The sequence below is a fragment of the Crenothrix polyspora genome (genome assembly GCF_900163755.1).
Taxonomy (GTDB): Bacteria; Pseudomonadota; Gammaproteobacteria; order Methylococcales; family Methylomonadaceae; genus Crenothrix; species Crenothrix polyspora.
In genome coordinates this window covers 14193-39270 of record NZ_FUKI01000119.1, presented here as the reverse complement: position 1 = coordinate 39270, position 25078 = coordinate 14193, and the positions used below count along the sequence as shown (strand labels likewise).

General features: G+C 45.6%; 18 protein-coding genes and 1 other RNA gene. 4 read left to right on the top strand and 15 right to left on the bottom strand.

The window, feature by feature from the left end; translation table 11 throughout:
• Positions 1 to 5: 5 nt before the first annotated feature.
• Both CRENPOLYSF2_RS09865 and CRENPOLYSF2_RS09860 read right to left on the bottom strand, forming a co-directional pair.
• Positions 6 to 743, bottom strand: coding sequence for a tetratricopeptide repeat protein (locus CRENPOLYSF2_RS09865; protein ID WP_087143781.1), 738 nt, complete (start codon positions 741 to 743; stop codon positions 6 to 8).
• A 42-nt stretch (positions 744 to 785) separates the two neighbouring features.
• Positions 786 to 1949: a hypothetical protein gene (locus tag CRENPOLYSF2_RS09860; RefSeq protein ID WP_176371088.1), complete on the bottom strand. Its 1164-nt coding sequence runs from the start codon at positions 1947 to 1949 to the stop codon at positions 786 to 788.
• A gap of 211 nt (positions 1950 to 2160) precedes the next feature.
• Here CRENPOLYSF2_RS09860 and ssrA point away from each other — a divergent pair.
• Positions 2161 to 2548: a transfer-messenger RNA gene (gene ssrA, locus CRENPOLYSF2_RS09855) on the top strand.
• A gap of 314 nt (positions 2549 to 2862) precedes the next feature.
• Here the strand turns inward: ssrA and CRENPOLYSF2_RS09850 are convergent.
• Genes CRENPOLYSF2_RS09850 through hemC form a run of 4 tightly spaced genes read right to left on the bottom strand, consistent with a single transcriptional unit; the run spans position 2863 to position 7373 of the window.
• The gene (locus CRENPOLYSF2_RS09850) at positions 2863 to 4089 is read right to left on the bottom strand and encodes a heme biosynthesis HemY N-terminal domain-containing protein (protein WP_176371087.1); all 1227 of its coding nucleotides are present in this window, start codon (positions 4087 to 4089) and stop codon (positions 2863 to 2865) included.
• Positions 4090 to 4098: 9 nt separating this feature from the next.
• On the bottom strand, positions 4099 to 5676 hold the full coding sequence (locus CRENPOLYSF2_RS09845) for a uroporphyrinogen-III C-methyltransferase (RefSeq protein ID WP_087143779.1): 1578 nt from the start codon (positions 5674 to 5676) through the stop codon (positions 4099 to 4101).
• A gap of 1 nt (position 5677) precedes the next feature.
• Positions 5678 to 6448 carry a uroporphyrinogen-III synthase gene (locus CRENPOLYSF2_RS09840; protein ID WP_087143778.1) on the bottom strand — a complete coding sequence of 257 codons (771 nt, stop codon included), beginning with the start codon at positions 6446 to 6448 and terminating at the stop codon, positions 5678 to 5680.
• Positions 6441 to 7373, bottom strand: coding sequence for a hydroxymethylbilane synthase (hemC, locus tag CRENPOLYSF2_RS09835; protein WP_087143869.1), 933 nt, complete (start codon positions 7371 to 7373; stop codon positions 6441 to 6443). The genes CRENPOLYSF2_RS09840 and hemC overlap by 8 nt, the downstream gene beginning before the upstream one ends.
• 409 nt (positions 7374 to 7782) lie before the next feature.
• Here hemC and CRENPOLYSF2_RS09830 point away from each other — a divergent pair, with 409 nt between their 5' ends.
• The 3 genes from CRENPOLYSF2_RS09830 (at position 7783) to CRENPOLYSF2_RS09820 (ending at position 10674) form a co-directional block, all read left to right on the top strand.
• Positions 7783 to 9399, top strand: a complete 1617-nt coding sequence (locus CRENPOLYSF2_RS09830) for a tetratricopeptide repeat protein (RefSeq protein ID WP_087143777.1) — start codon at positions 7783 to 7785, stop codon at positions 9397 to 9399.
• A gap of 150 nt (positions 9400 to 9549) precedes the next feature.
• The gene (locus CRENPOLYSF2_RS09825) at positions 9550 to 9966 is read left to right on the top strand and encodes a GFA family protein (RefSeq protein ID WP_087143776.1); all 417 of its coding nucleotides are present in this window, start codon (positions 9550 to 9552) and stop codon (positions 9964 to 9966) included.
• A gap of 33 nt (positions 9967 to 9999) precedes the next feature.
• Positions 10000 to 10674 carry an alpha/beta hydrolase gene (locus CRENPOLYSF2_RS09820; RefSeq protein WP_087143775.1) on the top strand — a complete coding sequence of 225 codons (675 nt, stop codon included), beginning with the start codon at positions 10000 to 10002 and terminating at the stop codon, positions 10672 to 10674.
• Between the two features lie 654 nt (positions 10675 to 11328).
• On the opposite strand, the gene pmbA is transcribed toward CRENPOLYSF2_RS09820, so the two are convergent.
• The 9 genes from pmbA to CRENPOLYSF2_RS09775 form a co-directional block, all read right to left on the bottom strand.
• Positions 11329 to 12660 (bottom strand): metalloprotease PmbA, encoded by a 1332-nt coding sequence (gene pmbA, locus CRENPOLYSF2_RS09815; RefSeq protein ID WP_087143774.1) that lies wholly within the window; start codon positions 12658 to 12660, stop codon positions 11329 to 11331.
• Between the two features lie 27 nt (positions 12661 to 12687).
• Entirely contained in the window at positions 12688 to 14127 is a 1440-nt protein-coding gene (gene tldD, locus CRENPOLYSF2_RS09810; protein ID WP_087143773.1) for a metalloprotease TldD, read from the bottom strand.
• A gap of 154 nt (positions 14128 to 14281) precedes the next feature.
• Entirely contained in the window at positions 14282 to 14887 is a 606-nt protein-coding gene (bamC, locus tag CRENPOLYSF2_RS09805; protein ID WP_087143772.1) for an outer membrane protein assembly factor BamC, read from the bottom strand.
• Positions 14884 to 15696 (bottom strand): carbon-nitrogen hydrolase family protein, encoded by an 813-nt coding sequence (locus tag CRENPOLYSF2_RS09800; protein ID WP_087143771.1) that lies wholly within the window; start codon positions 15694 to 15696, stop codon positions 14884 to 14886. The genes bamC and CRENPOLYSF2_RS09800 overlap by 4 nt, the downstream gene beginning before the upstream one ends.
• A gap of 170 nt (positions 15697 to 15866) precedes the next feature.
• Positions 15867 to 19709, bottom strand: coding sequence for a YhdP family protein (locus tag CRENPOLYSF2_RS09795; protein WP_087143770.1), 3843 nt, complete (start codon positions 19707 to 19709; stop codon positions 15867 to 15869).
• A gap of 90 nt (positions 19710 to 19799) precedes the next feature.
• Entirely contained in the window at positions 19800 to 21254 is a 1455-nt protein-coding gene (gene rng / locus CRENPOLYSF2_RS09790) for a ribonuclease G (RefSeq protein ID WP_087143769.1), read from the bottom strand.
• Between the two features lies 1 nt (position 21255).
• A complete protein-coding gene (locus CRENPOLYSF2_RS09785; protein WP_087143768.1) occupies positions 21256 to 21825 on the bottom strand; it encodes a Maf family protein in 570 nt (189 codons plus the stop codon).
• Positions 21822 to 22292, bottom strand: coding sequence for a 23S rRNA (pseudouridine(1915)-N(3))-methyltransferase RlmH (rlmH, locus tag CRENPOLYSF2_RS09780; protein ID WP_087143868.1), 471 nt, complete (start codon positions 22290 to 22292; stop codon positions 21822 to 21824). Before rlmH ends, CRENPOLYSF2_RS09785 begins: the two co-directional genes overlap by 4 nt.
• 319 nt (positions 22293 to 22611) lie before the next feature.
• The gene (locus CRENPOLYSF2_RS09775) at positions 22612 to 25050 is read right to left on the bottom strand and encodes a WD40/YVTN/BNR-like repeat-containing protein (RefSeq protein ID WP_087143767.1); all 2439 of its coding nucleotides are present in this window, start codon (positions 25048 to 25050) and stop codon (positions 22612 to 22614) included.
• Between the last annotated feature and the right edge of the window lie 28 nt (positions 25051 to 25078).

The window sequence follows — 25078 nt, the reverse complement described above, 5'->3', positions numbered from 1 at the left end:
CCTAATTAACTATTGGCTTCGCGCTTGGCCAATGTCACCCACTCTTGATGGGTATAATTATATTGTCTGCCCGCATTTTCGCTGTAATCAACAACCTTGTTAAACAATTGATTTGCACGCTGACTATTACCCTGCGTTTTAAGCAACAATGCAAAACGGCAGGTAGGCTCAGGGCTGGGATAATATTGAATTAACGCTTCGTACTCAATGGTTGCCGCCGCAATATTACCGTTGTTTTCTTGGGCACGCGCATAAATAAGATGACCATCCGCTGATTTAAAATCAGGATTAGCCGTTTTTAACGCTGCCAATGTCGTAATCACTTGAGCATAATCGGCCAATCCGAAATTAGCCTTTGCCAAGCCTAACATAAGCATTGGATCGGTTTTGTTAATACCCACCAAACATTTTTCATATTGCGCTTTCGCATCCTGAAATTGCGCTCTGTGCAAATACAGCTCTGCTACTGTCATGCGATTACTCACCGTATCGGCAAGTTCTACATTAGCTAACGCGGCTTTTAGGTCTTTGTCAGGATAAGCTTCGTTTCTGATTCTTTTTTGTGCGTGATCAGTTGAATTATTAGCCAACCAGCCGGGCAGTAATTCCACGATAATGTAAGCCAGACAGCCTAAGATAGGAATAAAGCCAATAATGATGACCCAGATAGGTTTTCTATCGGTTTTAATGGCATGTACAGCAAAAGCAAGTTGAATAGCAACGGATATTATTATAAATGACATCGTATTTTCCTGTCTGCGCTACTAATAAGAAACTCTGGGTAACTACTTAACTACAATCCCAATATAGGTGGCATTATTGGTTTCAAAACTTTCAGCCAGTTGATTATTAGCATCAACAATACACCCTAACCAATAGGGTTTACCACTGATAAGTGCCTTCGGCACTACCAGATCAGTGCTGAACGTTGCCGGTGTACTGTCGCGTTTAAATGCTAAGGTTTTTGTTGCCAAGACAGTATCGCTTATATCAATCACCGCATCGTCAGACACATAATAGTTAACGATAGCGTGCAGCGGTGTCGTTTTTCCGGCGTTTTCATAACTGAGTTCCAATTTAACCGCCTGGCCTGGCGTCACTTTGTAAACCGGCTCTGGGCAACTACTGATAGGCGCACCTGAAAGATCAGGCTTTACATAAGGACAGTGTTTATCAAGCTCCTTATTAGCGCTGTCAAAAATTCGGCTACGCTGATGAATACTGAAAAAACTACCATCGCCAAGTGCTTTTTTACCGCCATACCGCCAATGACTGACACTGATGTCTTCTTGGGCATTATCAGCCAGACCATACAGCGCAATCAAGCCACTGGCGGCATCTTCACCTATATACGGATTAACCGTATCGCCTTGAGCGACCAGCAAATAATCACCGCCCATGAGATTAAGACTGTCACCTTCATGCTGTAATCCAGCGGCGTGCCCCATTTCGTGCATCACAATAGAACGAAATACACCGTAACTACCACCGTATTCAAACATCTGGCTCTTAGTTGTGCTGTAATCAATTTTATTGATATTTACTGGTTCGCGTGCCGGGCGATAATGGCTGTTAATAATAATGTCAGATTCGGTTGCCGTACAACTTGACGAATAATCGGCATCACTTTGTTCTGTGGCCGAGATATGGCTGCGATCAGCACCTAAATCTTTCATCCAGATTTCACTTTCACCATTAGCCACCCCTACACCATCCACGTTATCCATACCACCCGACACATAGCGAAACCGACTGGGATTGAGATTCATCTGCTTTATGGCTTGCAGTAATGCGGCGTGCTGCGGCGAGCCTTCGGGTATACTGACAGGATCAATAACCGGCTTATATTCGTGTGTTAACCAGCGTTTTTTGTTACCTTGATTTTTAGCTAATTTGCAGGTAATTTGTTCCCAGGCGACACAATCCGTATTGTGTAGACAAAATAGCAATGCAAAACAAGCTGTGAGATATGAAGTTAAGCGCATCTATTTTTAATGATACATGATTCAGTAAGGCGGTTATAAATACCAAAGTCTTGTATTGTCAGCTACCAGCATAACAAGATAAGCGGGCTAGTCAATGTATCAATACGGGGTTAGCGTTAAAAATATTTAGAATTATCATAGCTAGTCGTGATCGACTCGGTTATAATTAATTTAAGGGGGCGACATGGCTTCGACGTGGGTAGCGAAACCTTGAGTGCATGCCGAGGACTGTACACCTCGTAAAATCTACAGAAAAAAAGTATTCGCAAATGACGAAAACTACTCAATGGCTTTAGCTGCTTAAACACAGCACCATTCCTTTGACCATCTGTGCTTATGCGGGTGGAGTTCTTAAGCCGTAAGGTAGCGGAGCGCTCAGAGGTCATATACATAAGATCGCGCTGAAATCTGTCCGGTGTGGATGCGCAAAAACCTTACGGAATCGCTGGTGATTTTCTTGGCTCGTCGGGTAGTCATCGGTTAAATCAAAAGAACGAGATAAGCATGTAGACCTTGTGGCAGAGTGCTTGCGGACGCGGGTTCAATTCCCGCCGCCTCCACCAAGCAAAGATATATTAAGATACAAATAAATACAAAAACCCGCAAGCTGTAAGGCTTAGCGGGTTTTTTATTGTCCAATGAAATGCGATAAGATGCGTTGTTTTCAGTCCGTTAGATTACAAAATAAAATTGCACTTACAGCGTTTTCAACTTAGGACAGTTACAGTCACCGTTCGTGCTGAGCTTGTCGAAGCATGAACGGCACACTTCGACAAGCTCCGTGCGAACGGTTACGCTGTAACTATTGAACTGTGAAAGCGCTGTATTAAACGCCTATCACTGATAGCTGTACATGGCTACGGACAGTCTACCCGGTCTACGACACCGCATCAATCTGACTAACAATCTCACTGGATGCCAGTTCCAAGCCATATTTATAACATTCGCAGGCTTTGTCTTTTTCATTGCGAGCAAACAAAACATCACCCAATAACTGATAGGCCTGCACGGTAGGTTCTGTATTAATACTTTGCGATAAATACGCTTCAGCTTTGTGCGGGTCAGCACATTTAATAGCCAATTTGCCTAATACATTCAACAACACCACATCATTGGGATGCAAGCTTAACCATTTTTCAGCTACGGAAAATTGCTTGGCCACATCGTCAGATTGCACGCTGCCGAACAACGCAAGCAAAGTTTCATCCCAATTAACTGATAATAATTTGGTCAACTCTTCTTCAACAGCAGCGCCATCACCTGCATTAATCATCGCAGCAAAATAAATCGCAGACAAGCCTTGCATACGTTTGATATAGCTTGGAATATCTGACCACAGCTTCTGAATTTCTGGCGCATTACCACTTTCCGAAGCCTGTTTTAGCAAATTACTAAACGCTTCCGCCTCCAGTAATTTAATCTCCGCCTCCAGCATGACTTTATTCTTGTTCAAGGTCGGAATCAGGCTACGCACACTTTCCCAATCGCCCAAATTTTGATATGTCTGATGTAATAAGCGCAACACACTGGCATGGGTAGGGTCGATAGAGTGCAGTCTGGTTAAGGTTTGCAACGCTTGGTCAAACTGATTGCCTGACAAACTCAATTCCGCTTGTGTTAAGCCCACCGCCAGATCAGATCCTGGTGCGTTCGAGGCTTTTTTTAGATATTCATCACGCTTTTCAAAGGCTCCCCGTGATTGCGCCGCTCTGGCCGCCGTCAAATAATGCAACAAGGGCGCACCACTGTGTGAAGCGTGTTTAATGAGTACTTTTTCAGCTTTTTCAAAATTGCCTTCAGCAGAATCTACCAAGCCGGCAATCAGTGCTTCTTGAGAGCGATTAAACTTGATACGTTTACCACGACTTTTATAGCGCCCCGGCACCTGAACCAACCAGCCCATGAACCTGAAAAAGTTATAAAACACATAAAAGCCGATAATCAAACTGATGGCAAACACCACCAGCGAAGTTTCCATCGACCAGCCTGCTATGCCAATCAGTACATAGCCTGGGGTTTCAAAGCCACCCAGCCATTTGTTAAGTAAAAAAACCGCAACAATCGCCAATAACAACGGCCCTAGAAAATAAATTAGTCTTTTCATTATCATTCTCTAGTGTTTACCAGGCAGATACTGCTTTACTTTTTCAAGTAATTTAGCAACCGGACTGGGATCAGCTTTCGATGCTTCTTGCTCAATCCCGCCATTATCCATAGCACGCTGATTATCATCAGGAGGAATAACATCAGAATACTCAGGAATACTAGGCTCTATATGATCAGCCACGGGTGCAGATGACGGTTGAGGTGGCGCTGCGAGCGGTTTAGGTGCTTGCATATCGGTTGTTATCGGCTGCGAAGACGGCATTGTCGCTGTGTCAGCTTTGGCTGGCAATGCCGATTCAGGCGTAATTGGCTCAGAAGGCGACATGATTGCGGCATCCGGCTTGGATGCAACAGAACCCGTTGAATCTAGCGATGTACTGGATTTTGCAAGATCTGCTTCGGAAGGCATTGCTTGTGTGCTACCGGTTACAGGGGCAACGTCAGTATCTGTATCGGTAGAACTCACCGGCTCACTGGAGTCCAACGACTTATCGGTCTCAATACGCAGCTTGGTAATATCTTTGAGCATTTTCAAAGACAAGCTGATATCAGGAAAATGGCTACGTAATTTAATAGCGTCAAAACGATTCAACTCGCTAACAAACGCTTTCGTATCGCTGTTTTGAGCAAACTGCTGCTCCAGCCATTTTCTAGCATCTGCCAAACCGGCCTGATACAGCGCTTCATTTTGCTGCACTAAAGCAACTTTCACCACTTCCAGCTTAACGCGCAATTGATCACGGATAAACTGCGCTTGTTCCGGCGTTAAAATTTCTTTAACCGATTGATCCGTGTGCTTTATGGTAACAATTTCACTGAGCTTATGTTTGGCATCTTCCAATAAACCGCCTGCACCGCTGGATTCAGTAGCAGGCGCTTGCGTATGGGTTTTTTCCAGTGTTTTGCCTGAATACGGCAGCAATAACACTAAATTATTAACCCGATCTTCCAATGACTGTATGGCGGCATACAGGCCAACCACATCAACAGGCTGAATATTAGCCAGTGCGGCAATGTCTTTAATGACTTGATCACGGACTTTAAATGCCGACGCATCACCGCTTTCACGTAAGCGTTGATCGGCAGCTTCCAGCGCTTGACGTGTGGTATTGACATCACCAATCAAATACAAACGCTCGTTGGCGACACTTAATAAATACTCTGCATCGGCAATTAGCCAATCGCCACGGGTTTTACCCAGTTGCCGCTGCAATCTGACAATGGATTCGTTAAGTTGCTTGCGCGTGCTATCAAGTTTGTCACCGTGTAAGCGCGAAAAATCGTCCAAGGTTTTGGTAAAATGCGCGTCTTTACCGGAAATATCGGTTTGTAAAGCGGCAATCTGTTTTTCTATTTCCGTCAATTGACCTTGATAGCCACCCAACTGCTTGGACATTTCACTTTTCACTTCACCATTTAAACCTTCTTGTTTAGCGCGTAACTGGCTAAACAGAAAAAATCCCGCCCCCGCAAGGCCGGTAACAAGTAGCAAAACCGTAGCGCCAAACCAGAATCCGCCGCGCGACTTAGGTGGGTGTTTAGTGTCACCCACAGGTGATTCTTGTTGTTCAGTCAATTCAGCCACTCTATCCTCCTGTTACATACGTTGTTACTGTCTCAAGTACGGCGTTATCCGAAGGGTATTCGGTTACCGCGACTTGTTCAAATCCCATAGCCAGCGCCGCCTGCCGTATTCTTTCGCTAATCACCACCAGCGGCGTGGTTAATAAATACTGTCTCATCCCTGCACCTGTCATAACCAGCAGATTTTGCAGTATCTCCACACTGGTTGCGGTCACCACAGCCAGTTGGCGTGTTACCAGCAAAGCCCGCAGCTGTGTATTATCTGCCTGTGGCATACGCCTTTTATAGACTTCTAAATAAGTCACTTTAGCGCCTCTGGCACGTAAAGTATCGGCTAATGTTTCGCGTCCGCCACTACCACGTACAATTAAAAATCGCTGTCCAGCAACGTCTTGCATTTGTGGCATAACTAATAACGCGTCGCTATTTTGGGCTGTTGTGGGCATTAAATCCACCGTTAACCCAGCCGCGTGCAGTGCTTTTGCCGTAGCAGACCCGATTGCAACAAGACACAACAGGCTATTGTGATGTATTTTGCCACCATTCGCCTTAACTGCAAAATTTACCGCATTAGCACTAATAAAAACAAGCCACTGGAATTTGGCCAGTTCCGCCAAGGTTTTTTGAATTCTGGCACTGTCTTCATGCGCAACAATCGAAAGGCCTGGTATACGAATCGCTTCACCGCCCTGCTCGGTAATTAATTGACACAGTGTGTCAGCCTGATGCTCAGGACGCGTGACTAAAATCCGCGCTCCGTTTAATTTAGTCATTCATGTATAAATCGTGCAAAATTTTATCTGCCCCTTGCGCCAATAAATCTTCAGCAATCTCGCGGCCAATCGCTTCAGCACTGTCATAATGGCCGCGACGTTCGGCACGATACAACACACTGCCATCAGGATTGCCCACCAAACCGCGCATAAACAATTCATCACCACATAATTGGGCAAAACCGCCAATAGGCACTTGGCAACCACCGCTCAAACGCGCGTTCATAGCGCGTTCGGCACGCACGCACAGGCCGGTTTCTGTGTCATGCAGCTGTGCCAGCATAACGTTCATGTCGACATCATCAACGCGGCATTCAATACCAATCGCACCTTGCCCTATGGCAGGTAAAATCACGCTAGGATCAAGACACTGCGTAATACGCTCGGCCATGCCTAAACGCTTTAAGCCTGCCGACGCTAAGATAATTGCATCGTATTCACCGGCATCCAGCTTGGCCAAACGGGTATTGACGTTACCACGCAGCGGAATAATCTGCGCTCTTGGAAATAAGCCGCTAATTTGACACTGCCGACGCAAACTGGACGTACCAATCCGCGCATCCGCAGGTAAATCTTGCAACGAAACATAGTGATTGGAGACAAACGCATCAGTCGGATCTTCACGCGTTAAAATCGCCGCCAAATGCAGTCCATCTGGAAATTCTACCGGCACATCTTTCATAGAATGCACGGCGATATCAGCCGTACCTTCCAACATTCCTACTTCTAATTCTTTAACGAACAAGCCTTTGCCGCCGATTTTAGCCAGCGGCGTATCCAGTATTTTGTCACCACGGGTAACCATTTTAACCAGTTCAACACTAATACCTGGAAAGGCCACTTGTAAGCGGTCTGCAACATGTTCTGCTTGCCACAAGGCCAATGGACTTTGGCGGGTAGCAATACGGATAATTTTGTCAGTCAAAAGCACACCTGTTAGATCTTAAATAGTCATGCCTTATTGTAACCTTAATTTTTAACATGGTAGACGCAAGACACAGATAAATTTCGTGCAGCACTTATTAGCCTTATCGAATATACCGATAATTAGCTTTGGACTGAATCCGAAGAAAAGGCATAATTGTGATTTTTTCGGTATCGTCGGGCGAATTAAAATTTGATAGAATCAAACGCATTTTACGCAGTAATATAAACGGCGATACTGACATTGATTTTAATATCGTACTAATCGTTATGCCCGTATAAAGTCATTTTAAATAATGAACCTAGCAAGAGGATTGTCCAGAAAAAACACACACGTTTTATTTAGGATATTCTTTCGTGAAAATAACCTAACACTCAGTCACTTTAATTTTATAAAAAAGGTAAGTTGTTTGAAAATACGTGCTCAACAAGCCAAGCAACCACAAGCTGCTGACGTACACGCGCTACAGCAACTTATTCAGCGTGGGCAATTGCTGTTGGCAGAAACAAAAACTCAGGCTTTACTTGTACAATACCCTCATGCGTTGATATTGTATAATTTGCTGGGCGTTTGTCAGCAAGGCCAAGGTAAAAATCGTGAGGCGGTATACAATTTTCGCAAAATGCTAACAATTGAACCACGTATTGCTGAAATTCACTTTAATTTGGGTATTATACTCACACAGTTAGGCGATACTGATGACGCTATCGCCAGTTACCGACATTGCTTACAACTTAAGCCAGATTTTACCACGGCACATTTTAATCTTGGCATTGTGTTACAAGCGCAAAATATGTTACACGATGCGGCGATTCATTACCGCAAAGCCATCGCCCTTGAAGCTGGTTTTTTTGAAGCGCTCGCAAATCTGGGGACAGTTTTACAGCATTTAGGGCAGCTATCAGAAGCCGAACAATGTTATCGTCAGGCTTTGGCCTTACATGTTGATGCCTGTGGTTATTTTAATTTAGGTACGGTATTGTACGATCAAGGCAGACAGACAGAGGCCATACCCCTATTCCGTGAAGCTATCAAATTAAACCCACAGTTTGCCGATGCCTGGAATAGCTTGGGTGAAACCTTACGTGATCAAGGTGATATGCCAGCAGCGCTTACTTGTTACCAACAGGCGCTGGCAGTGCAGCCGCAACATAATCGCGCTAAATACAATTTAGGTGAGTATTTTTGCTTGGCAGGTCGCATGTTGGAAGCAATGCCTTATTTTGCAAGCGCTGATTTTGCAGATGCCAAAGCGCGTGTTTTGCTGTGCTTGTATAAAACTCAGCAGTTTGAGTTGTTCAAACAAAAACTTGAGCAGATTGTTGCAGACAAGCCACATACCTCGGTGTTATTGGCTAGCTTATCTACGCATTATGCGCTTAATTTTGGCGTGCAAAATAGCTACGGTTTCTGCAAAAATCCAATGAATTATGTATGGCAGTCGCAGATTGCTGAATTAACCGCACCGAATAACGGTTTTTTAACTGCGTTATTGCACGACATTGAGCATCTTGCCATCGCTGAACGCAAACAGGGGCGTTTGTATTACGGAATGCAATCGGCAGGTAATTTGCTCAAACGTTCTGAGCCCTCTTTTCAAAAGCTGGCTAGGCTTATCCGCACCAAAATTGTGGACTACCAAAAACACTATGCTGAAAGTAGCGATACCTTAATTATCAATTTTCCAAGCGCAATTGAATTTGCCAGCTCGTGGTATTTACGCATGCGACAAGGAGGATTTTTAACCGCGCATATCCATGAAGAAGGCTGGATTAGCGGTTGCGTGTATCTTAAATTACCTGCTAAAAACAACGACCACGAAGGCAGTTTTGCTTACGGTACTGACGGTGATGACTATCCGCGTTTACACGATGATTTTCAAAGTCAAATTATTGATTTACAGGTGGGCGATGTGGTGTTATTTCCTTCGTCTTTGTTCCACCGTACTGTGCCGTTTCATACCGATCAAGAGCGTGTGTGTGTGGCATTTGATGTAAAACCTGCACTTGTTTTATCTTCCCGTTAAGCGGAATAAAATACCGCTGCGTTACACTTTTAAAACCTCGGTTTGTTACTTTATACCGCCAACAGGTTATTTTATTAAAACTGACTACTGAAAAACTTTTGTTTCTGTTAGAGTCTAGCCAAATATTGCAGAAAATAACAAGGAGAATAGATGAAGCTTCCTATCACCGGTGGATGTTGTTGTGGTGCAGTGAGATATGAAATTACTGCCGAACCATTAGGCGGCATTAATTGCCATTGCAGAACGTGTCAAAAATCGGTTGGTGCGGCGTATTTGGCTGCTATGTTTGTTGCAGCGTCTGCGTTAACTATTACGGGTAATTACAAAGAATACGCTTCAACAGCCGCCAGCGGCCATATTGTGCATCGCGGTTTTTGCCCTGAATGCGGTAGTTCTTTGTTCGGTAGAAACAGCGCTTTTACCGAAGTGCGCCCCATTGCAGCAGCAACTTTAGACGACCCCAGTATCTTTACGCCCACAAAAGATGTGTGGGTTGCAGAAGCTCAGCCGTGGGATTATATGAATCCAGATTTGCCTAAATTTGCCGGCAATTTTACTAATCACTGATAGCCCTTTTTAATACAGTCTTATGGATAATTTATGGACGCAAAACTTAGCACAATTAATATAAAGCCCAGCGCAGCACACAGCCATTCTATAATATGGCTACATGGTTTGGGCGCAGATGGCCACGATTTTGAAGGCATCGTACCCAGTTTACGATTGGATGACGCGGCGAATATTCATTTTGTTTTTCCAAATGCCCCAGTGCAAGCCGTGACTATTAATGGGGGCGCAAAAATGCGTGCCTGGTACGATATTTTAGAAATGTCGATGGAGCGTCAGGTTGATGTGAGCGGTATTTATCAATCGGTAGCGGCAATTGAGCAATTGATTAGTGAAGAAATTACCAAAGGTATTCCATCTGAAAATATTCTTTTAGCCGGTTTCTCGCAGGGCGGGGTGATTGCCTTGCTCGCGGGCTTAAAATACCCACAAAAACTAGCCGGTATTGTTGCCTTATCAACTTATCTGCCTATGCTTGAGCAATTAAAAGTAGAGCGCTCACCGGCCAATAACAGTACGCCAATTTTTATGGGACACGGTATTTTAGACAGCGTTGTTGATGTCGAGATCGGTAAAAAAGCTGCCGATGGCTTAATTGCACTGGGCTATGATGTCAGCTGGCATGATTATGTCATTGAACATTCGGTGTGTGTGGAAGAAGTTGAGCATATCGCTAATTTTATTAATACGCTGTTTTATCGGCCATAATTAGCTGATTTTTAGGATAGGCTGATAACATTGAACATGGCGCGAATGCAAAAGATTGAATGGGCAACAGCGTTTCAAGCGTTATGGCTGATTCGAAGCACTGTTTATCCAAATGAGCGAACCCTCCCGCCCGCTTTAGAGCGAGAATAAAAGCGACCTGCACAGCAATAGACTGAACCCTTGAAGGGTTTAGCCTATTGTTTAGTGCGTCTATATTCGCTACAAAGACTGCTATAAGAGAACGCTTAGACTCGCTCTATAACGGCAATTATGAAATCAACCGTCGGCTGACGGGGCTAGTACTCAGTCAATTTAGTTCTGGCGGGTAGCGATTCTAAAAAGACGTTCGTGGTGAGCTCGTCGAACCATGAACCACAAGTCCTTCGACAAGCTCAGGACGAACGGAGTATTTTACAGTAGTCGACAGAATAATATTGACTAAGTACTTAGTCTGCATTAATTGAACGCGCAGCAAGAATATCTTCATGTGTAACGGGACAAATGACAACACATAATCTCGTAACTTCTCTGGCGGTATTATAGCTTTATCAGCATTCGGTAGCTTCATCTTCCCTTATGCCAGATTTGGTAAGGTCTTGCCTATCATTTTTTGCGGGTTACCACGCTTAGTAGAACCCGCAACCTATCCTTTACCTACTCGCCAGCAATCGACATTCTCTCAATCAAAATAGACCCCGTGCGCGTATTGCCACGGTAATCTACATCATTACCTACCGCGACGATATGCTTGAACATGTCCTTTAAATTTCCAGCAATGGTGATTTCTTCAACAGGGTATTGTATCTCGCCATTTTCTACCCAAAAACCGCTCGCGCCGCGCGAATAATCGCCTGTCATCATCTTGACACCCTGCCCCATCAGCTCAGTGACCAGCAAACCCGTGCCCATTAATTTAAGCATAGCGTCAAAATCCAGCGCTCCAGAATCCAAGGTCAGATTATGCACACCACCGGCATTACCCGTGCTTTGCATGCCCAGTTTGCGTGCCGAATACGTACCCAACACATAACCGCGCAACACACCATTACTGACGATATCGCGCGTTTGCGTCGCCACACCGTCGCCGTCATACGCCGAACTGCCTAAGGCGCGTGTTAAATAGGGCTGCTCATGGATACGAATAAACTCCGGAAAAATCTGTTGGCCTAAGGCATCCAGCAAAAACGTCGATTTACGGTACAGGTTACCGCCACTGATCGCACCCATTAACGAACCCAACAAACCTGCGGCGGTTTCAGGCGCATACAGCACTGGACATTGCCGAGTCGTCAAGCGCCGCGCCTCTAATCGCTTGATCGTCCGCTCGGCGGCTTTGCGGCCTATATCAACCGCAGCTTCCAGATCGTTGGCATTCCTCGCCACGCTATACCAGTAATCACGCTGCATACTGTCGCCGCGCTGCCCCAATACCGAACAACTCAAGGAATGGCGGGTAGAACTATAGCCTTGCAGAAAACCCAAACTATTGCCCATCACGCGGATGCCTTGGTGGGTATTAACCGACGCGCCTTCCGAATTGCTGATCTCACTGTGGTAAGTCAGCGCCGCATCCTCACAAGCAATAGCCAGAGCTATCGCTTCATCCACACTCACCGTCCACGGGTGGTTAACATCCAAATCAGGAAATTCCGTGGCCAGCATGGCCTTGTCCGGCAAACCGGCGTACTCATCTTCGCTGGTATAGCGGGCAATACTGCATGCCGCGCGTACGGTTTCTTTAATGGAGGCTGGCGATAAATCCGACGTACTGGCCGAGCCTTTGCGCTGGCCAAAAAACACGGTAATCCCCAAACCTTGGTCGCAATGGTGTTCTATGGTTTCCACATCACCCATACGCGCATTCACCGATAAGCCCGTCTCCTGACTTAAGCCGGCTTCGGCAGCCGTTGCGCCCTGTTGCTTGGCTTCATCCAATAAGTCCTGGACAATATTTTTTAATTGATTGATTTGTTCTTGATTGTGCATAGTGTTTTTAATGTCTCAGGAAAGGGATTAAATGCGCGTGCCACCGACGGTCAAACCGTCGATTTTCAGCGTAGGCTGCCCTACCCCCACCGGTACACTTTGACCATCTTTGCCGCAAGTCCCCACACCACTGTCCATCGCCAGATCATTACCGACCATTGATACTTTCGTTAATACATCGGGGCCGTTACCGATTAAAGTAGCGCCTTTTACCGGACGGGTAATTTTGCCATCTTCAATCAAATACGCTTCACTGGCGGAAAACACAAACTTACCGGAGGTGATATCCACTTGGCCACCGGCAAAATTTTTGGCGTACAAGCCTTTTTTAACCGATTTAATAATCTCTTCCGGCGCGTGTTGGCCAGCCAACATATAGGTATTGGTCATGCGTGGCAACGGCAAATGCGCGTAAGATTCGCGTCTGCCGTTACCAGTAGCTTTTACACCCATCAGCCGTGCATTCAATTTGTCCTGCATATAACCTTTTAAAATGCCATTTTCAATCAGGATGGTATTTTCGGTCGGTGTACCCTCGTCGTCTATGCTGAGTGATCCGCGCAGCCCTTGCAAAGTGCCGTCATCTACCACAGTACATAAGCTGGAAGCCACCCGTTCACCAACACGACCACTGAACGCCGAGGTACCTTTGCGGTTAAAATCACCCTCCAGGCCATGACCGATGGCTTCGTGCAACAAAATGCCCGGCCAACCCGCACCCAGCACTACTGTCATATTACCGGCGGGCGCGTCACCGGCCTCCAGATTGACCAGGGCTTGCCGGACGGCTTCCTTGCCATAGCCCAGCGCCACATCATCGGCTATAAAAAACCGGTAATCGCCACGGCAACCACCGCCCATACTGGCCTGTTCGCGCTTGCCATTATCCACGACGATAACAGTAACATTCATACGCACCAAAGGCCGCACATCAGCACTCATCAAACCATCCTGGCTGACCACCAGAATGTTTTCATACGCGCCCACCAGGCTGACAATAACTTCTTCAATACGACTGTCAAGTTTACGGGTTTCAACATCAACCTTGCGTAACAGGGTAATTTTTTCGTCATCGGTCAGCGATTTCAATGGATCGGCAGCCACATAATACTTGGCGGCATTGCTGTGCATTTTTAGCGCAACCTGCGCTTGCTGGCCTTGGCGCACAATGGCCTTAACGTTGTTGACCGCTTCGTGCAATACCGGCAGTTCAATCCTATCACTGTAAGCAAAACCGGTTTTTTCCCCCGCCACCGCACGCACACCCACACCTTGTTCAATGCTGTAGCTGCCTTCTTTAACAATGCCGCTTTCTAATACCCAGGACTCAGACCGGCTGGCCTGAAAATAAATGTCCGCCGCATCAATCGGCGCACTGAGCAGGCTGCCCATAAGGGTTTCAATATCGCCATCGTGTATGCCTGCTGGCAGCAAAATAGCTTGTTTTGCAATGTTTATTAGTTCCATTGAGTACGGTTAATAGTGTTTAAAAAGGGATTTCGTGCGGTGTTTGGCACATGAAGAGAGATTGCTACGCGACAGCTAAACGTAGAAAATGTGCTTGTTGTATATCTGCTTTAAAATGTAGATACCGTCTTGAAGCTGAATAGTTGCGTTACTTTTAATCTTCAACCAAGTCGTCGCGTAAACTTTTGTATAGATACAGTGATAGCTTGTCAGCGCCATCTGTCAAGTGATCGTCCTTATCATTTGAAGTAGTTTGTTCTGTATCATTGGCAAGTGCCGCGCTGATTCTGGCCTCACTATCGCCGTCTGCTTCCACAGTTACTATATAGACAACCGGTTTATAATCGTTGTTAAAAAAGGCTTTGGATTTATCAAAAAATCCGCTGTCTTCGGCTTGATAATCATCGGCATCAAATATCACATAATATTGGCCTTTATCATGTTCCCGATCTTTAATTTCAATCTCTTTGTGTTTCAATATCAATTCAAGATCATGCCAAGCAATGTCAAAAGACCGCTTTAGCTTAAGCTGTACACTGCCGCCATTATTAACATTGATATCATCGCCCAAGCCTTTAACAGCTTTTTTGCGCACTTCCTCCTGCGCAACCGGCTCTGGCTCACTCGTGCTCGGCAACATCTCAGGTGGACGCTCTAGCATGTCATTGTCGGCATAGCGGTCATTCACCGAGCCACACGCGACTAAAGCAAAAATAACTGCCAGCAATAAACTTTTCAAAAAACAGTGGGTATAGTTCATATAAATCGCCGGTGATTTAATACAGGAAACACAGCGCGGACTTTTTCCAAGCGCTCAAGATCGATGTCGGCCATTACAAAACCGCTGCCGGTTTTTTGACAATCCAGCACAATCCCCCAAGGATCAACAATCATACTGTGGCCAAAGGTTTTGCGGCCATTTAAATGGAATCCCCCTTGATTAGGCGCAATCACATAACATAAATTTTCTATTGCCCTAGCACGCACTAATAATTCCCAATGCGCCGCGCCGGTTTCTGCGGTAAACGCCGAGGGCAAAAAGATAATATCAACTTTCTGTTCACTCATTTTGCGGAAAAATTCCGGAAAGCGCAGGTCATAACATACCGCCAGACCCAAGCGACCAAACGGTGTATCAAATACTTTTAATTCTTCACCTGGCTCTATAGAATCCGACTCGCGGTACACTTCATTAGTACCCGGCACATTAACATCAAATAAATGAATTTTATCGTAACGGGCAACCTGCTTGCCCTGATCATCGTACACCAAACACGCAGCACGCACTTTATTAGCCGCATCGCCCGCAATGGGAATAGTGCCGCCCACCACCCAAACTGCGTATTTTTTGGCGACGGTGGCCAAAAAATGTTGTATCGGCCCTGTGCCTTCCGGCTCTTTAACACCGATTTTATCTAATTCGTTATCGCCCATTAACGCAAAATTTTCCGGTAATGCAACCAATTTTGCACCCGCATGAGCAGCTTCTGCAATCAGCTTTTCAGCTTCCAATAAATTGGAGCTAACACTCGGACTTGATGCCATTTGTATGGCGGCACATTTACTCATCTATCCCCCGTTATTTATTTTTTATTGTTATTAACTGATATTTCCGATTATCTACGAACAAGCACACAACACACAAATTTAATGACAGTGATCATATTAAGGCATGAAAGCGTCATAGCGGACGTTTTTATGGGGGCATAAATCCAGCCTTAGAGAATAAATGCACCCACTTAATTTTTCATCCATGAAAAATCCGTCAAGCCATGCCAGGTTTTTTGCAACAAACCTTCATCACCGTGTAATTGGCTGATTTTCACATCGCCCCACTCGCCTTTAAGTTGGTACTGAGAGCCAAACAAAAACCCGTCCTGATTTTTCCCTGTCAAGGTTTTAGCCATAATAGAGGTGACTTTACCGACAATTGTACCAGCAATAGGCACGGCATCGGCACTATTTGGCACCACATTGACCTTGAAATCCACGGTTTTTTTCACCAAATCTGTCTCCCCAATCAGGGTAATAGTGGCAGGAATTGAATCAATTACCAAATTTTTGGTAATGGCCTTGCCGTTGATAATATCAAAATGACCATCAATACGGTTATACGTTAAACCATCCTGAAAAACATCACTAAAATCTAACTGCAAGCGCTTAATCCACTGCGCCAAAGCCACAACGCCCAGTACACGACCAAAGCCTGGATCAACACTGAGTATACGACCCTGCTTTAAATGCACATCTAACTGGCCTTTCAGCTTAGCCATTGCAAACTGCTGCGGGGCAGCTTTCCAACCAACGCTAAAATCAACTGTTGCATTGGTCTCGGTAAAATCTTGCGTTAGGCCAATTTTATTAAAAAACGCACCGGCTTTGGGTACATCCCAGTGACCTTTCAGTGTGGTTTCAGATTGCTTACCGGTTATTTTCCAGCCACCTGTCGCCAGCAATTTATGATCTTGGCTGGCTAACTCCAGCCGTTTAAAGACAACGCCGTCAGCTTTACGTTCACTGTCTATAGTCAACTGTCCCAAATCAAAGCCTTGCCACAAGGTTTTCTTACTGGCAATCGCCAATAAAGGTCTAAAGTTTGGCACAATATCCAATTGCGGCGGTTTGTCATCGGTGGGTTTACGATTCTCTGTATCTGGCTTCAACAGTGAAAAATCCACTCTATCCATCATAAAGCTCATTTTTTCAGCACCTTGCAACTGGTATGGCAGATGAACTTTACCTTTCGCAACAGCACTATCGAGCACAGCCGACCAATAACTATTTTCCGGCTTTACTGTTAAATTAAACAAACCCAAATCAAGGTCTTGCCATACTCCGTGTGCTGTGCTGATATTAATGGCTTTAAGGCGACTATCAACGGCTTGATGCTCACCTGCAACGCTCACAGAATGAACAGCGGCCAGCGCTAACCAATCTTGTAGCATTAAGCGTTCACGTTTAATATCCAGCACGATGCCCGCTGCTGTAACGTGCGCCAGCGCTTTAGAACCCACCAAAAATTGCGCCGATTCTAGCGTTTTTTGGCTTACGTCCACATTAAGTGCCGCTTTCAATTGATTATCATAATTCAAAACAATCGGCATTATCTGCTGGCCATTAAGATCAAACGTCAACGATAACGGTTTCGTTTGTTGTGTATTTTTAACCAAGGTATCCGGCAAATCTACCGCGATCCCTACTAAATCAGACTGTATATTTAATGTGGGTGTGCGCTTATCTGCCGGTAAATCCAGTGCCAGCGTATAATCGCTCGCGCCCGATAACCTATCCCATATCGGTAAAGGGAATTGTTGCTGCAAATCATCTATCGCCGCACGCCCCGCTACTTTAATCAATGTTTGCTGATGAGTCTGTTCAATATTAATTTTGATGGGATAATGCAAAGCCTCTGCATCAATGCTATCGCTGTAAACCCCGCGTTCGTTAAACTTTAATATGCCTTTAAGATGAGTTACCGGCAACGCAATGGATTTTACCGTTAACGCCGCATCTTCAACATGTGCGCTGCCTTGTACTTTTGCCGTCGCATCGTCCATCAAAGGGATTTTTAAATCCAGATCAACCTGGGTTTTACCGGTGGGCGTTATCGCATTTAATACCGCATCAACGCCTGCATGAATCGGTGTATGCTGCATATACGCCAAAGCATTGGCAATATCACTTTCCATTGTGCCTGCAATCAGCAAATGTGGGCTATTACCCAATTGGGGAATCTGTATTTTGGTCTCGGCAATATTCATCTGATAGGTTTTCGCCTTGCGGATCGACACTTGCAAACTGTTTTGCAAGAACAATACTTCGGCATTAATATCGGTCACCTGCGGCCATTGCGGATGATAGGATAACGCCATTTGATCGACATCAAACAGCACTTCAAACACACCCTGTCCGCCCATAAAAGGGAAATTCGCCGGATTGCCGTACAGTAAAAAGCCGCCTTTAGTAATGCGGCCTTTCACAAAAGCCCTATCCAGCCAATCAACCACGCTGTTTTTCATAATGCCTACAGGCAAATACTGCGTCACTTTACTTACATCATCGCCAACAAACTCACTTTGTATATCTAAAAACAGCGGCGCATCAGCCTTAGATACCCCAACAGACAAGCGCGTTTTACTGCTGATAACAGGTGTATTAACGGCTAAATCAGAACTGGATAACAACCATTGCGTGTCGGTTTGCTGCCAATCCAGCGTCCCTGTCATCTTATACAGCGTTAAAGGATTACGAAATAATATAGGTGCGATAAAGCGGCTGTTTTCAGTCGCCAGATGTAAACGGCCTTGTTTGTCGTTGCCTTTTACCGTACCACTGAGATTCTCTACCGCCATCCGCGCAGTACCACCAGACAGACTCACATTGGCAAAGCCACCGTTTACTGCATAGGTATTAGCCACTAAATTGGCCGATAAGAAAAAATTCTCTAAACGACCTTTGAGCGGATTTTGAGTGAATTGTGCCACTTGCCCTTCGGTTAACGGAGCGAAAAACAGCAACGCTTTATTGATAAGCGGCAGCTCTAAACGCTTACTGAATACCGCCAGTTTTTGCACTACACCGGCTTTTTGTGTGCCGGTAACGCCTAATACCAGCGTCGATTTAGCCTGTTGATACTCGGACTGTAAGGACAAATCATTGGCCGTTAAGCGCCATTGGTCGTCGGTAATACCCCACTGAAACTGAGTTTTTATGGTTTTGGCAACAAAGTCGTTACGATTAGCACGGCGCAGCTTTAAATCCTGGCATTGCACATCACCTTGAATAGAAATGAGTTGTGAGCGCTCAACCTGTGCCCACACATTAAAATCGCCGATACCGGCATCAATATGCAAGGCCAGCGGTAAATACCCCGTGATCAGTTTAGCCAGTTTTAAATGTTTACCTTCAACATACACCGTGCCGTGTATGGCATTAGGTTCAAACGCATTGCCGGTAAAATCCGCCGATACCCGCAGCAATTCACCCAATTTTTTCGGAAAATCTACCAACAGGTTTAACCGATGTCGATCACCGTCATTGATAATCGCCAAATCAACCGCATCGAAACTAATCGGCTTACCCTGGCGTTTTTCATCTTGCCAAGTGATTTGGCTATGCAACATCTGGTATTTATGGCCTTGCAGCAACCATAACGGCTGGCTGTCGTTATTGGCTTTTAAACCAACCAAAGCAAAACTGCCATCTAACTTACGCTTAACCATAAGCTTTGCACCCACCAAGGTTACCGAGGTTGACGATAACAATTGGTGCGTATCAAACGCTGCTTTTAAATCAATCCCTAAGCGGATTTGTTGCAGTTGTATGGCAGGTTTTACGCCTGCTTTAGTCGATAAAATATCAATATTTTTGATTACAACTTCAGGATTAAAACCGTGAACGTGGGCGGCCAAATGCCCAATAGTAACCGGTGTGCCGAGCAGTTCACTGATGTGGGTGGTTAAATCGGCCTTATAGCGATCGATGCCAATCATTAACAGACGCACACCACTTAACGTGATAGCGATTGCAAGTAAAGACCAAAAAATAAGGTGTCGCGTAGCCCGCGTAATATGATGGATCATCCGCAGACTCTAAATTAACCAATGCCCGACTGTTAAGCCTGCCGCCATTAAACAAGCCGTTCGTGGCAAAAGCTTTGCCCACACATGACCTTACAGCAGCACCACATCATATTGCTCCTGGTGGTATTCATTTTCTGCCCTGAATTTAATTTGCACCCCCAAGAATGTTTCCAGCTCTGCCAGCATATCAGCTTCCTCATCCAGCAGCATTTCAACTACCCCATTAGAAGCCAGCACCAGTAATTTTTGTACCTTATAAAGCCGTACTTCACGGATAATCTCCCGAAATATCTCCAGACACATCGACTCCGCTGTTTTCAACACACCGCGTCCACCACACGCACTGCACGGCTCACACAAAATATGTTCCAAACTTTCACGGGTACGTTTGCGGGTCATTTCCACTAAACCCAATACAGATACCTCGGTGATTTTAGATTTAGCGCGGTCTTTTTCAAGATGGCGTTCCAGCGCGTGCAACACCTGCTTTTTATGATCATCGCTTTGCATATCAATAAAATCGATAATAATAATACCGCCCAAATTGCGTAAGCGTAACTGTCTAGCGATAGTCTGTGCAGCCTCAAGATTGGTCTTGAAAATGGTTTCTTCCAAATTGCGCCCGCCCACATAACCGCCAGTATTAACATCCACCGTGGTCATGGCTTCGGTCTGGTCAAACACCAAATGGCCACCGGACTTTAATTTCACTTTACGATCTAAAGCTTTCTGGATTTCATCCTCAACACTGTAAATATCAAACACCGGACATTCGCCCGTGTAGTGTTCAATCAGCGGCACAATTTCTGGCACAAACACGTTGGCAAATTCCACCAGACGGTGGTAAGTTTCACGGGAATCCACCCGTATGCGCTCGATGCTTTCTTTGTATAAATCCCGTAAGGTGCGAATGCTGAGGGGTAAGTCTTTGTGAATAAATTGCTTGGCTTTAGCGGTGAGAATTTTTTCCGAAATCGATTCCCATAACTTCACCAAAAAATTCATATCGGCAATCAGTATGGATTCTTCTACGCATTCAGCAGCGGTGCGGGCAATAAAGCCGCCGCATTGGTGTTCTTGCCGAAAGCTATCCAAGCAAGTACGTAACCTAGCACGTTCTTCGGCACATTCAATACGCTGCGATACGCCGGAATTACTGGCATACGGCATGTACACCTGAAAACGCGAAGGAATAGAAATTTCGGTGGTTAAGCGTGCGCCCTTACTGCCCAAAGGATCTTTCACCACTTGCACAACGATCAGCTGGCCATCGTACAAATAATGCTCAATATTCTCCGAGCCTTTTTTTTCCAGCTCTTTGCTGGACAGGTCAGACAAATGCAAAAACGCGGCTTTGGGCAGACCAATATCAATAAAAGCCGCTTGCATACCGGGCAATACGCGGCATACCTGACCTTTATAAATGTTACCCACTAAACCACGCTCGCGGCTGCGCTCGATAATCAGCTCTTGCAATACGCCGTTTTCGATGACCGCGACCCGCGTTTCTGGCGGTGTGACGTTAATTAAAATTTCTTCACTCATATTAAAACTGTATTCCCTGTTTTATGAGAAGTTGGCTGGTCTCAAACAACGGTAACCCGACTACACCGGAAAAACTACCTTTGATTGATTGCACAAACACCGCCGCCAAACCTTGAATAGCATAACTACCGGCTTTGCCAAGCGGCTCACCCGTGTGCCAATAACGTTCTAACTCTGTATCGGTCAAAGGCTTAAAGCTTACCTCGGTCATACTAACAGATTGGTTGTGTTCATTGCCACGTAATGAAATCGCGGTATAGACGTGATGGGTAGCACCAGATAGCTGCCTTAACATGGCAAAAGCATCGTCCTTGTCTTTGGGTTTACCCATAATGACATCGCCCAACACAACGGTCGTATCAGCGGCTAGAATCGGCAAGTGCTTGCCGCATTTAAGCTCACAGGCCGCAGACTTTTCAGCTGCCATGCGCTGTACATACGCTAAGGGCAATTCACCTGGCTGCACGGTTTCATCAATATCGGCGGCGACAACACGGTAGCTTACGCCAATTTGGTCTAACAGTTCTTTTCTACGTGGAGAAGCCGAAGCCAGGATAATCTGTACTGTCATTCGCGGTGGTAAGGATGGTTGTTAAGAACACTCCAAGCACGGTATAGCTGCTCGGCGACAATAATACGTACTAAGGGATGTGGAAACGTTAACGGCGACAAACTCCACGACTCTTTCGCCAGCGTTTTAACCGAATCAGCCAAACCTTCGGGGCCACCAATTAACAAAGCGACATTCTGGCCACTGTCTTGCCAGCGTTTAAGTGAATGCGACAGTTCCACAGTTGTCCAAGCCTTACCAGGAATATCCAAGCTAACCACATGAGCATAGTGCGGTATGGCAGCAAGCATCCGGTCGCCTTCGTCTTTGATAATACGAGCGATATCGCTGTTTTTAGTACGTTTGCCAGGGGCAATTTCTTTAAGCACCAAGCTACATTCACGCGGCAGGCGCTTGGCATATTCATCGTAGCCTTGTTGTACCCAACCGGACATACGGTTTCCCACTGAAATTAGATGTATTTGCATAGCCGCCAGAATACAGATATCGGGCGTTTGTTGCAATGTTGTCTGTTAATACCTCATACAGAAGTGCCACGGCGCTATAAGAATTAGTACAGCGAAAGTTATGATAATGCAGCTTTGAAAGTAGCGCGACAATTAAAAACCAAGTATCACCAAAAAAAATGGCTAACAGCTCACCTTAAAAGCACCGTGTAGAATCGATTACTAACACAAATCACCCTACACATTTTATCTACCCTATGACTGTACGCGTTCTTAAAAGGTTAAGATCGCCAAAAAGCCATCAATAAGGCAAGGGCATCCTTGCCCAAGCCAAACCTAACTAACGCCAGTTCCGCATCACTCCTTGCCCCATACTTGCCAACACCATGCGGCCACTGGCTGTGCCATAGGCAACCGTAGCAACGTTATTGTAAGACAAGCCCTGGTTTAACGACTCCCAAATACCGTTATTTAACCGTAACACCCCCAGCGACTGCGCATTATAGCCACCGGATGTAAAGGCAACCGAAGAAGTTGCTACTAACTCATCTTTAAGAAACGGTGATGCAGCTACAGATCGCATATAAGGATTTGTATAGAGGCGCTGCCAATTGTTACCACTGTCACTTGACCATATACCGCCTCGCCCCCCAGGATTACGGGTATCAAGCACCGCAAGATAAACCCTGTTAGGCGTAAACGGATCGGTTGCTACACGGCTAATCAAATAACGGTCGAGATAAGCTTCAAACATATCCGGCAGGGTTTTCGTTACCGTCATTTGTGTCGTATCAGCCCAAGTCCAATTATTTCCACCGTCGGTCGATACAAACAAGCCTGCGCTACCTGCCGCATAAACCAGTTTGCTGTTGAAATAATCCACTGCCGTCGTCACACAATAATTCAGGTTATTGGTTTGTCCTTTGCAACTTAATACTTTTACCCAGTTCCGGCCATCATCAACACTGCGGTAGACTTCACCGTTTGCCGTGACAAATAAAGTGCGCTGGGTGACAGGGCTGTTGGGATCTATGCTGAGGCCATAAATATTTTTTAAATCTGCCGGTGCAATGCCGGTGTCAGCTTTTTGCCAAGAATCAAAACTGCCTGAATTGGTGCTGCGCATTAACGTCATCTGCTGGCTAATATTATCGCCTATTGCTGTCCAAACCATGCCGTTTCGTACAGGATCGATAGCAAACGTCGTTGCATTACCCCCCGTGCCATTCCAGCCACCGGTAGCGGCCATATCGGCCGCCAGTTGAATGCGGGACGGCGTAAGATTTAGCTGCGGAATACCGAAGCGGGCCTGTGTGGGTAGATCAGGCAGTGCGTCGCTGGGTAAATTTTGCCTAAACGTGCGCAAGGAGGGTGTAGCGGCGGCCAGTGCATTACTGGGCGCATACTGTATGGGATTGCAGCTTTCCCAGCTCAGGCCATCGTTCAGACTGCGCCAGCAACCTAAATCAGCATAACCGCCAAAAATAACGTTACCGGTAGCCCAGCGACTGGCTGCAACATCCAGCACATTCACATTTTCAATACCGCGTGAACGCCACCCTGTGCCGCTGGCATTGGTAAAATACTGGCTAAATTTAATGCCACCATCGCTGGTGTTAAATACCCACTGGGCGTTGACAAAAACCATGCGACTGGCATTGCGTGGGTCAATAGCCATAGTGCGTAGGCTTTCGCCGGTATAATAAAAATGACTCCATAAATTGTTAATTTTTAAAACATTGTAATGCCAGTAATCGGGCATTTCCCAGCTGGTTTTGGTGAAGTTGGCATTAGTGGCGTTGTTCAGGAAAGCCCAAGAAAACTTACTGCTACTTATTTTAGTTCCCTGCCAGACACCCCAACGCGTGTTATCCCACACAGATAAGGCGTTACTAACCAGACGTATTTTGCTGGGATTTACAGGGTCTAGCCAAAGACTAAAACCTATGTTGTTGTTTAAGTAATCATACTCCAGGGATTTGCCGGTATTTGTCCAGCCAGCACCACTATTAGCTGAATAATACACACCTTTTGTAGACGATAAATACATGTTATAGGGAAATGCCGTTGAAATTGCAAAATCAAATGCATCACCTAAAGTTGTAGCGAATTTTGACCAGTTTTGACCGCTGTCAGTACTGCGGTATACCGCGCGTAAGGCGATATTAGCAAAACGGTCTGGGGCTGAGACAGCATAAATCTCGGTAGACTTTGTTGGGTGTACCACCAGTTTTTGGATACGGGCATTGGCAAGACCGATGCTGGCTTTTTTTACCCATGCACTGCCGCTGTTGGTACTCTGATAAATAATAGGCGTTGTTGAGTTATACGCTGTGTGTCCAACGGCGTACATGGTTGCAGGGGTGCTGGGTGCAAATTTAATGCTGGTGATATAGCCGCTAGGTTGGACTTGGGTAAAGGATGTACCTTGGTTTGCACTACGGTAAATGCCACTTTCGGTACCTAATAGCACAATGCCAGCATCGGTTTTATGGAAACCGACAGCGGAAACATGGGTAGATAGCAATCCTTGCGTTGCTCCCACAGCTGTCCAGGTGCTACCCGTTGGGCTGATATAAGCACCGTTTAAATCGCTAGCGACAACGATCAGTCCACTGGGACCTATGCCAACAGCACCATACCAGCCTCCTGCGCCTGGGGTAATAGATTGCCAGGGCTGTGTGACTAAAGAAATAGCCGCTGTAGTTGTTTGCGAAAAAAAACCAAAAATGAAGGCCAATAGGGTAATCATCCGAAAAAAAACATGACGTAATAACATAAAATTCCTTGGGCTTGGATTAGTGAGG

Excerpts from the sequence above, each read along its gene's own strand:
- CRENPOLYSF2_RS09820 (WP_087143775.1), top strand. The coding sequence starts at position 10,000 with ATGGACGCAAAACTTAGCACAATTAATATAAAGCCCAGCGCAGCACAC.
- rng (WP_087143769.1), bottom strand. The coding sequence starts at position 21,254 with ATGAGTGAAGAAATTTTAATTAACGTCACACCGCCAGAAACGCGGGTC.
- rlmH (WP_087143868.1), bottom strand. The coding sequence starts at position 22,292 with ATGCAAATACATCTAATTTCAGTGGGAAACCGTATGTCCGGTTGGGTA.
- CRENPOLYSF2_RS09850 (WP_176371087.1), bottom strand. The coding sequence starts at position 4,089 with ATGAAAAGACTAATTTATTTTCTAGGGCCGTTGTTATTGGCGATTGTT.
- pmbA (WP_087143774.1), bottom strand. The coding sequence starts at position 12,660 with ATGCACAATCAAGAACAAATCAATCAATTAAAAAATATTGTCCAGGAC.
- CRENPOLYSF2_RS09795 (WP_087143770.1), bottom strand. The coding sequence starts at position 19,709 with ATGATCCATCATATTACGCGGGCTACGCGACACCTTATTTTTTGGTCT.
- CRENPOLYSF2_RS09785 (WP_087143768.1), bottom strand. The coding sequence starts at position 21,825 with ATGACAGTACAGATTATCCTGGCTTCGGCTTCTCCACGTAGAAAAGAA.
- tldD (WP_087143773.1), bottom strand. The coding sequence starts at position 14,127 with ATGGAACTAATAAACATTGCAAAACAAGCTATTTTGCTGCCAGCAGGC.
- CRENPOLYSF2_RS09865 (WP_087143781.1), bottom strand. The coding sequence starts at position 743 with ATGTCATTTATAATAATATCCGTTGCTATTCAACTTGCTTTTGCTGTA.
- bamC (WP_087143772.1), bottom strand. The coding sequence starts at position 14,887 with ATGAACTATACCCACTGTTTTTTGAAAAGTTTATTGCTGGCAGTTATT.
- CRENPOLYSF2_RS09840 (WP_087143778.1), bottom strand. The coding sequence starts at position 6,448 with ATGACTAAATTAAACGGAGCGCGGATTTTAGTCACGCGTCCTGAGCAT.
- CRENPOLYSF2_RS09775 (WP_087143767.1), bottom strand. The coding sequence starts at position 25,050 with ATGTTATTACGTCATGTTTTTTTTCGGATGATTACCCTATTGGCCTTC.
- CRENPOLYSF2_RS09825 (WP_087143776.1), top strand. The coding sequence starts at position 9,550 with ATGAAGCTTCCTATCACCGGTGGATGTTGTTGTGGTGCAGTGAGATAT.
- CRENPOLYSF2_RS09800 (WP_087143771.1), bottom strand. The coding sequence starts at position 15,696 with ATGAGTAAATGTGCCGCCATACAAATGGCATCAAGTCCGAGTGTTAGC.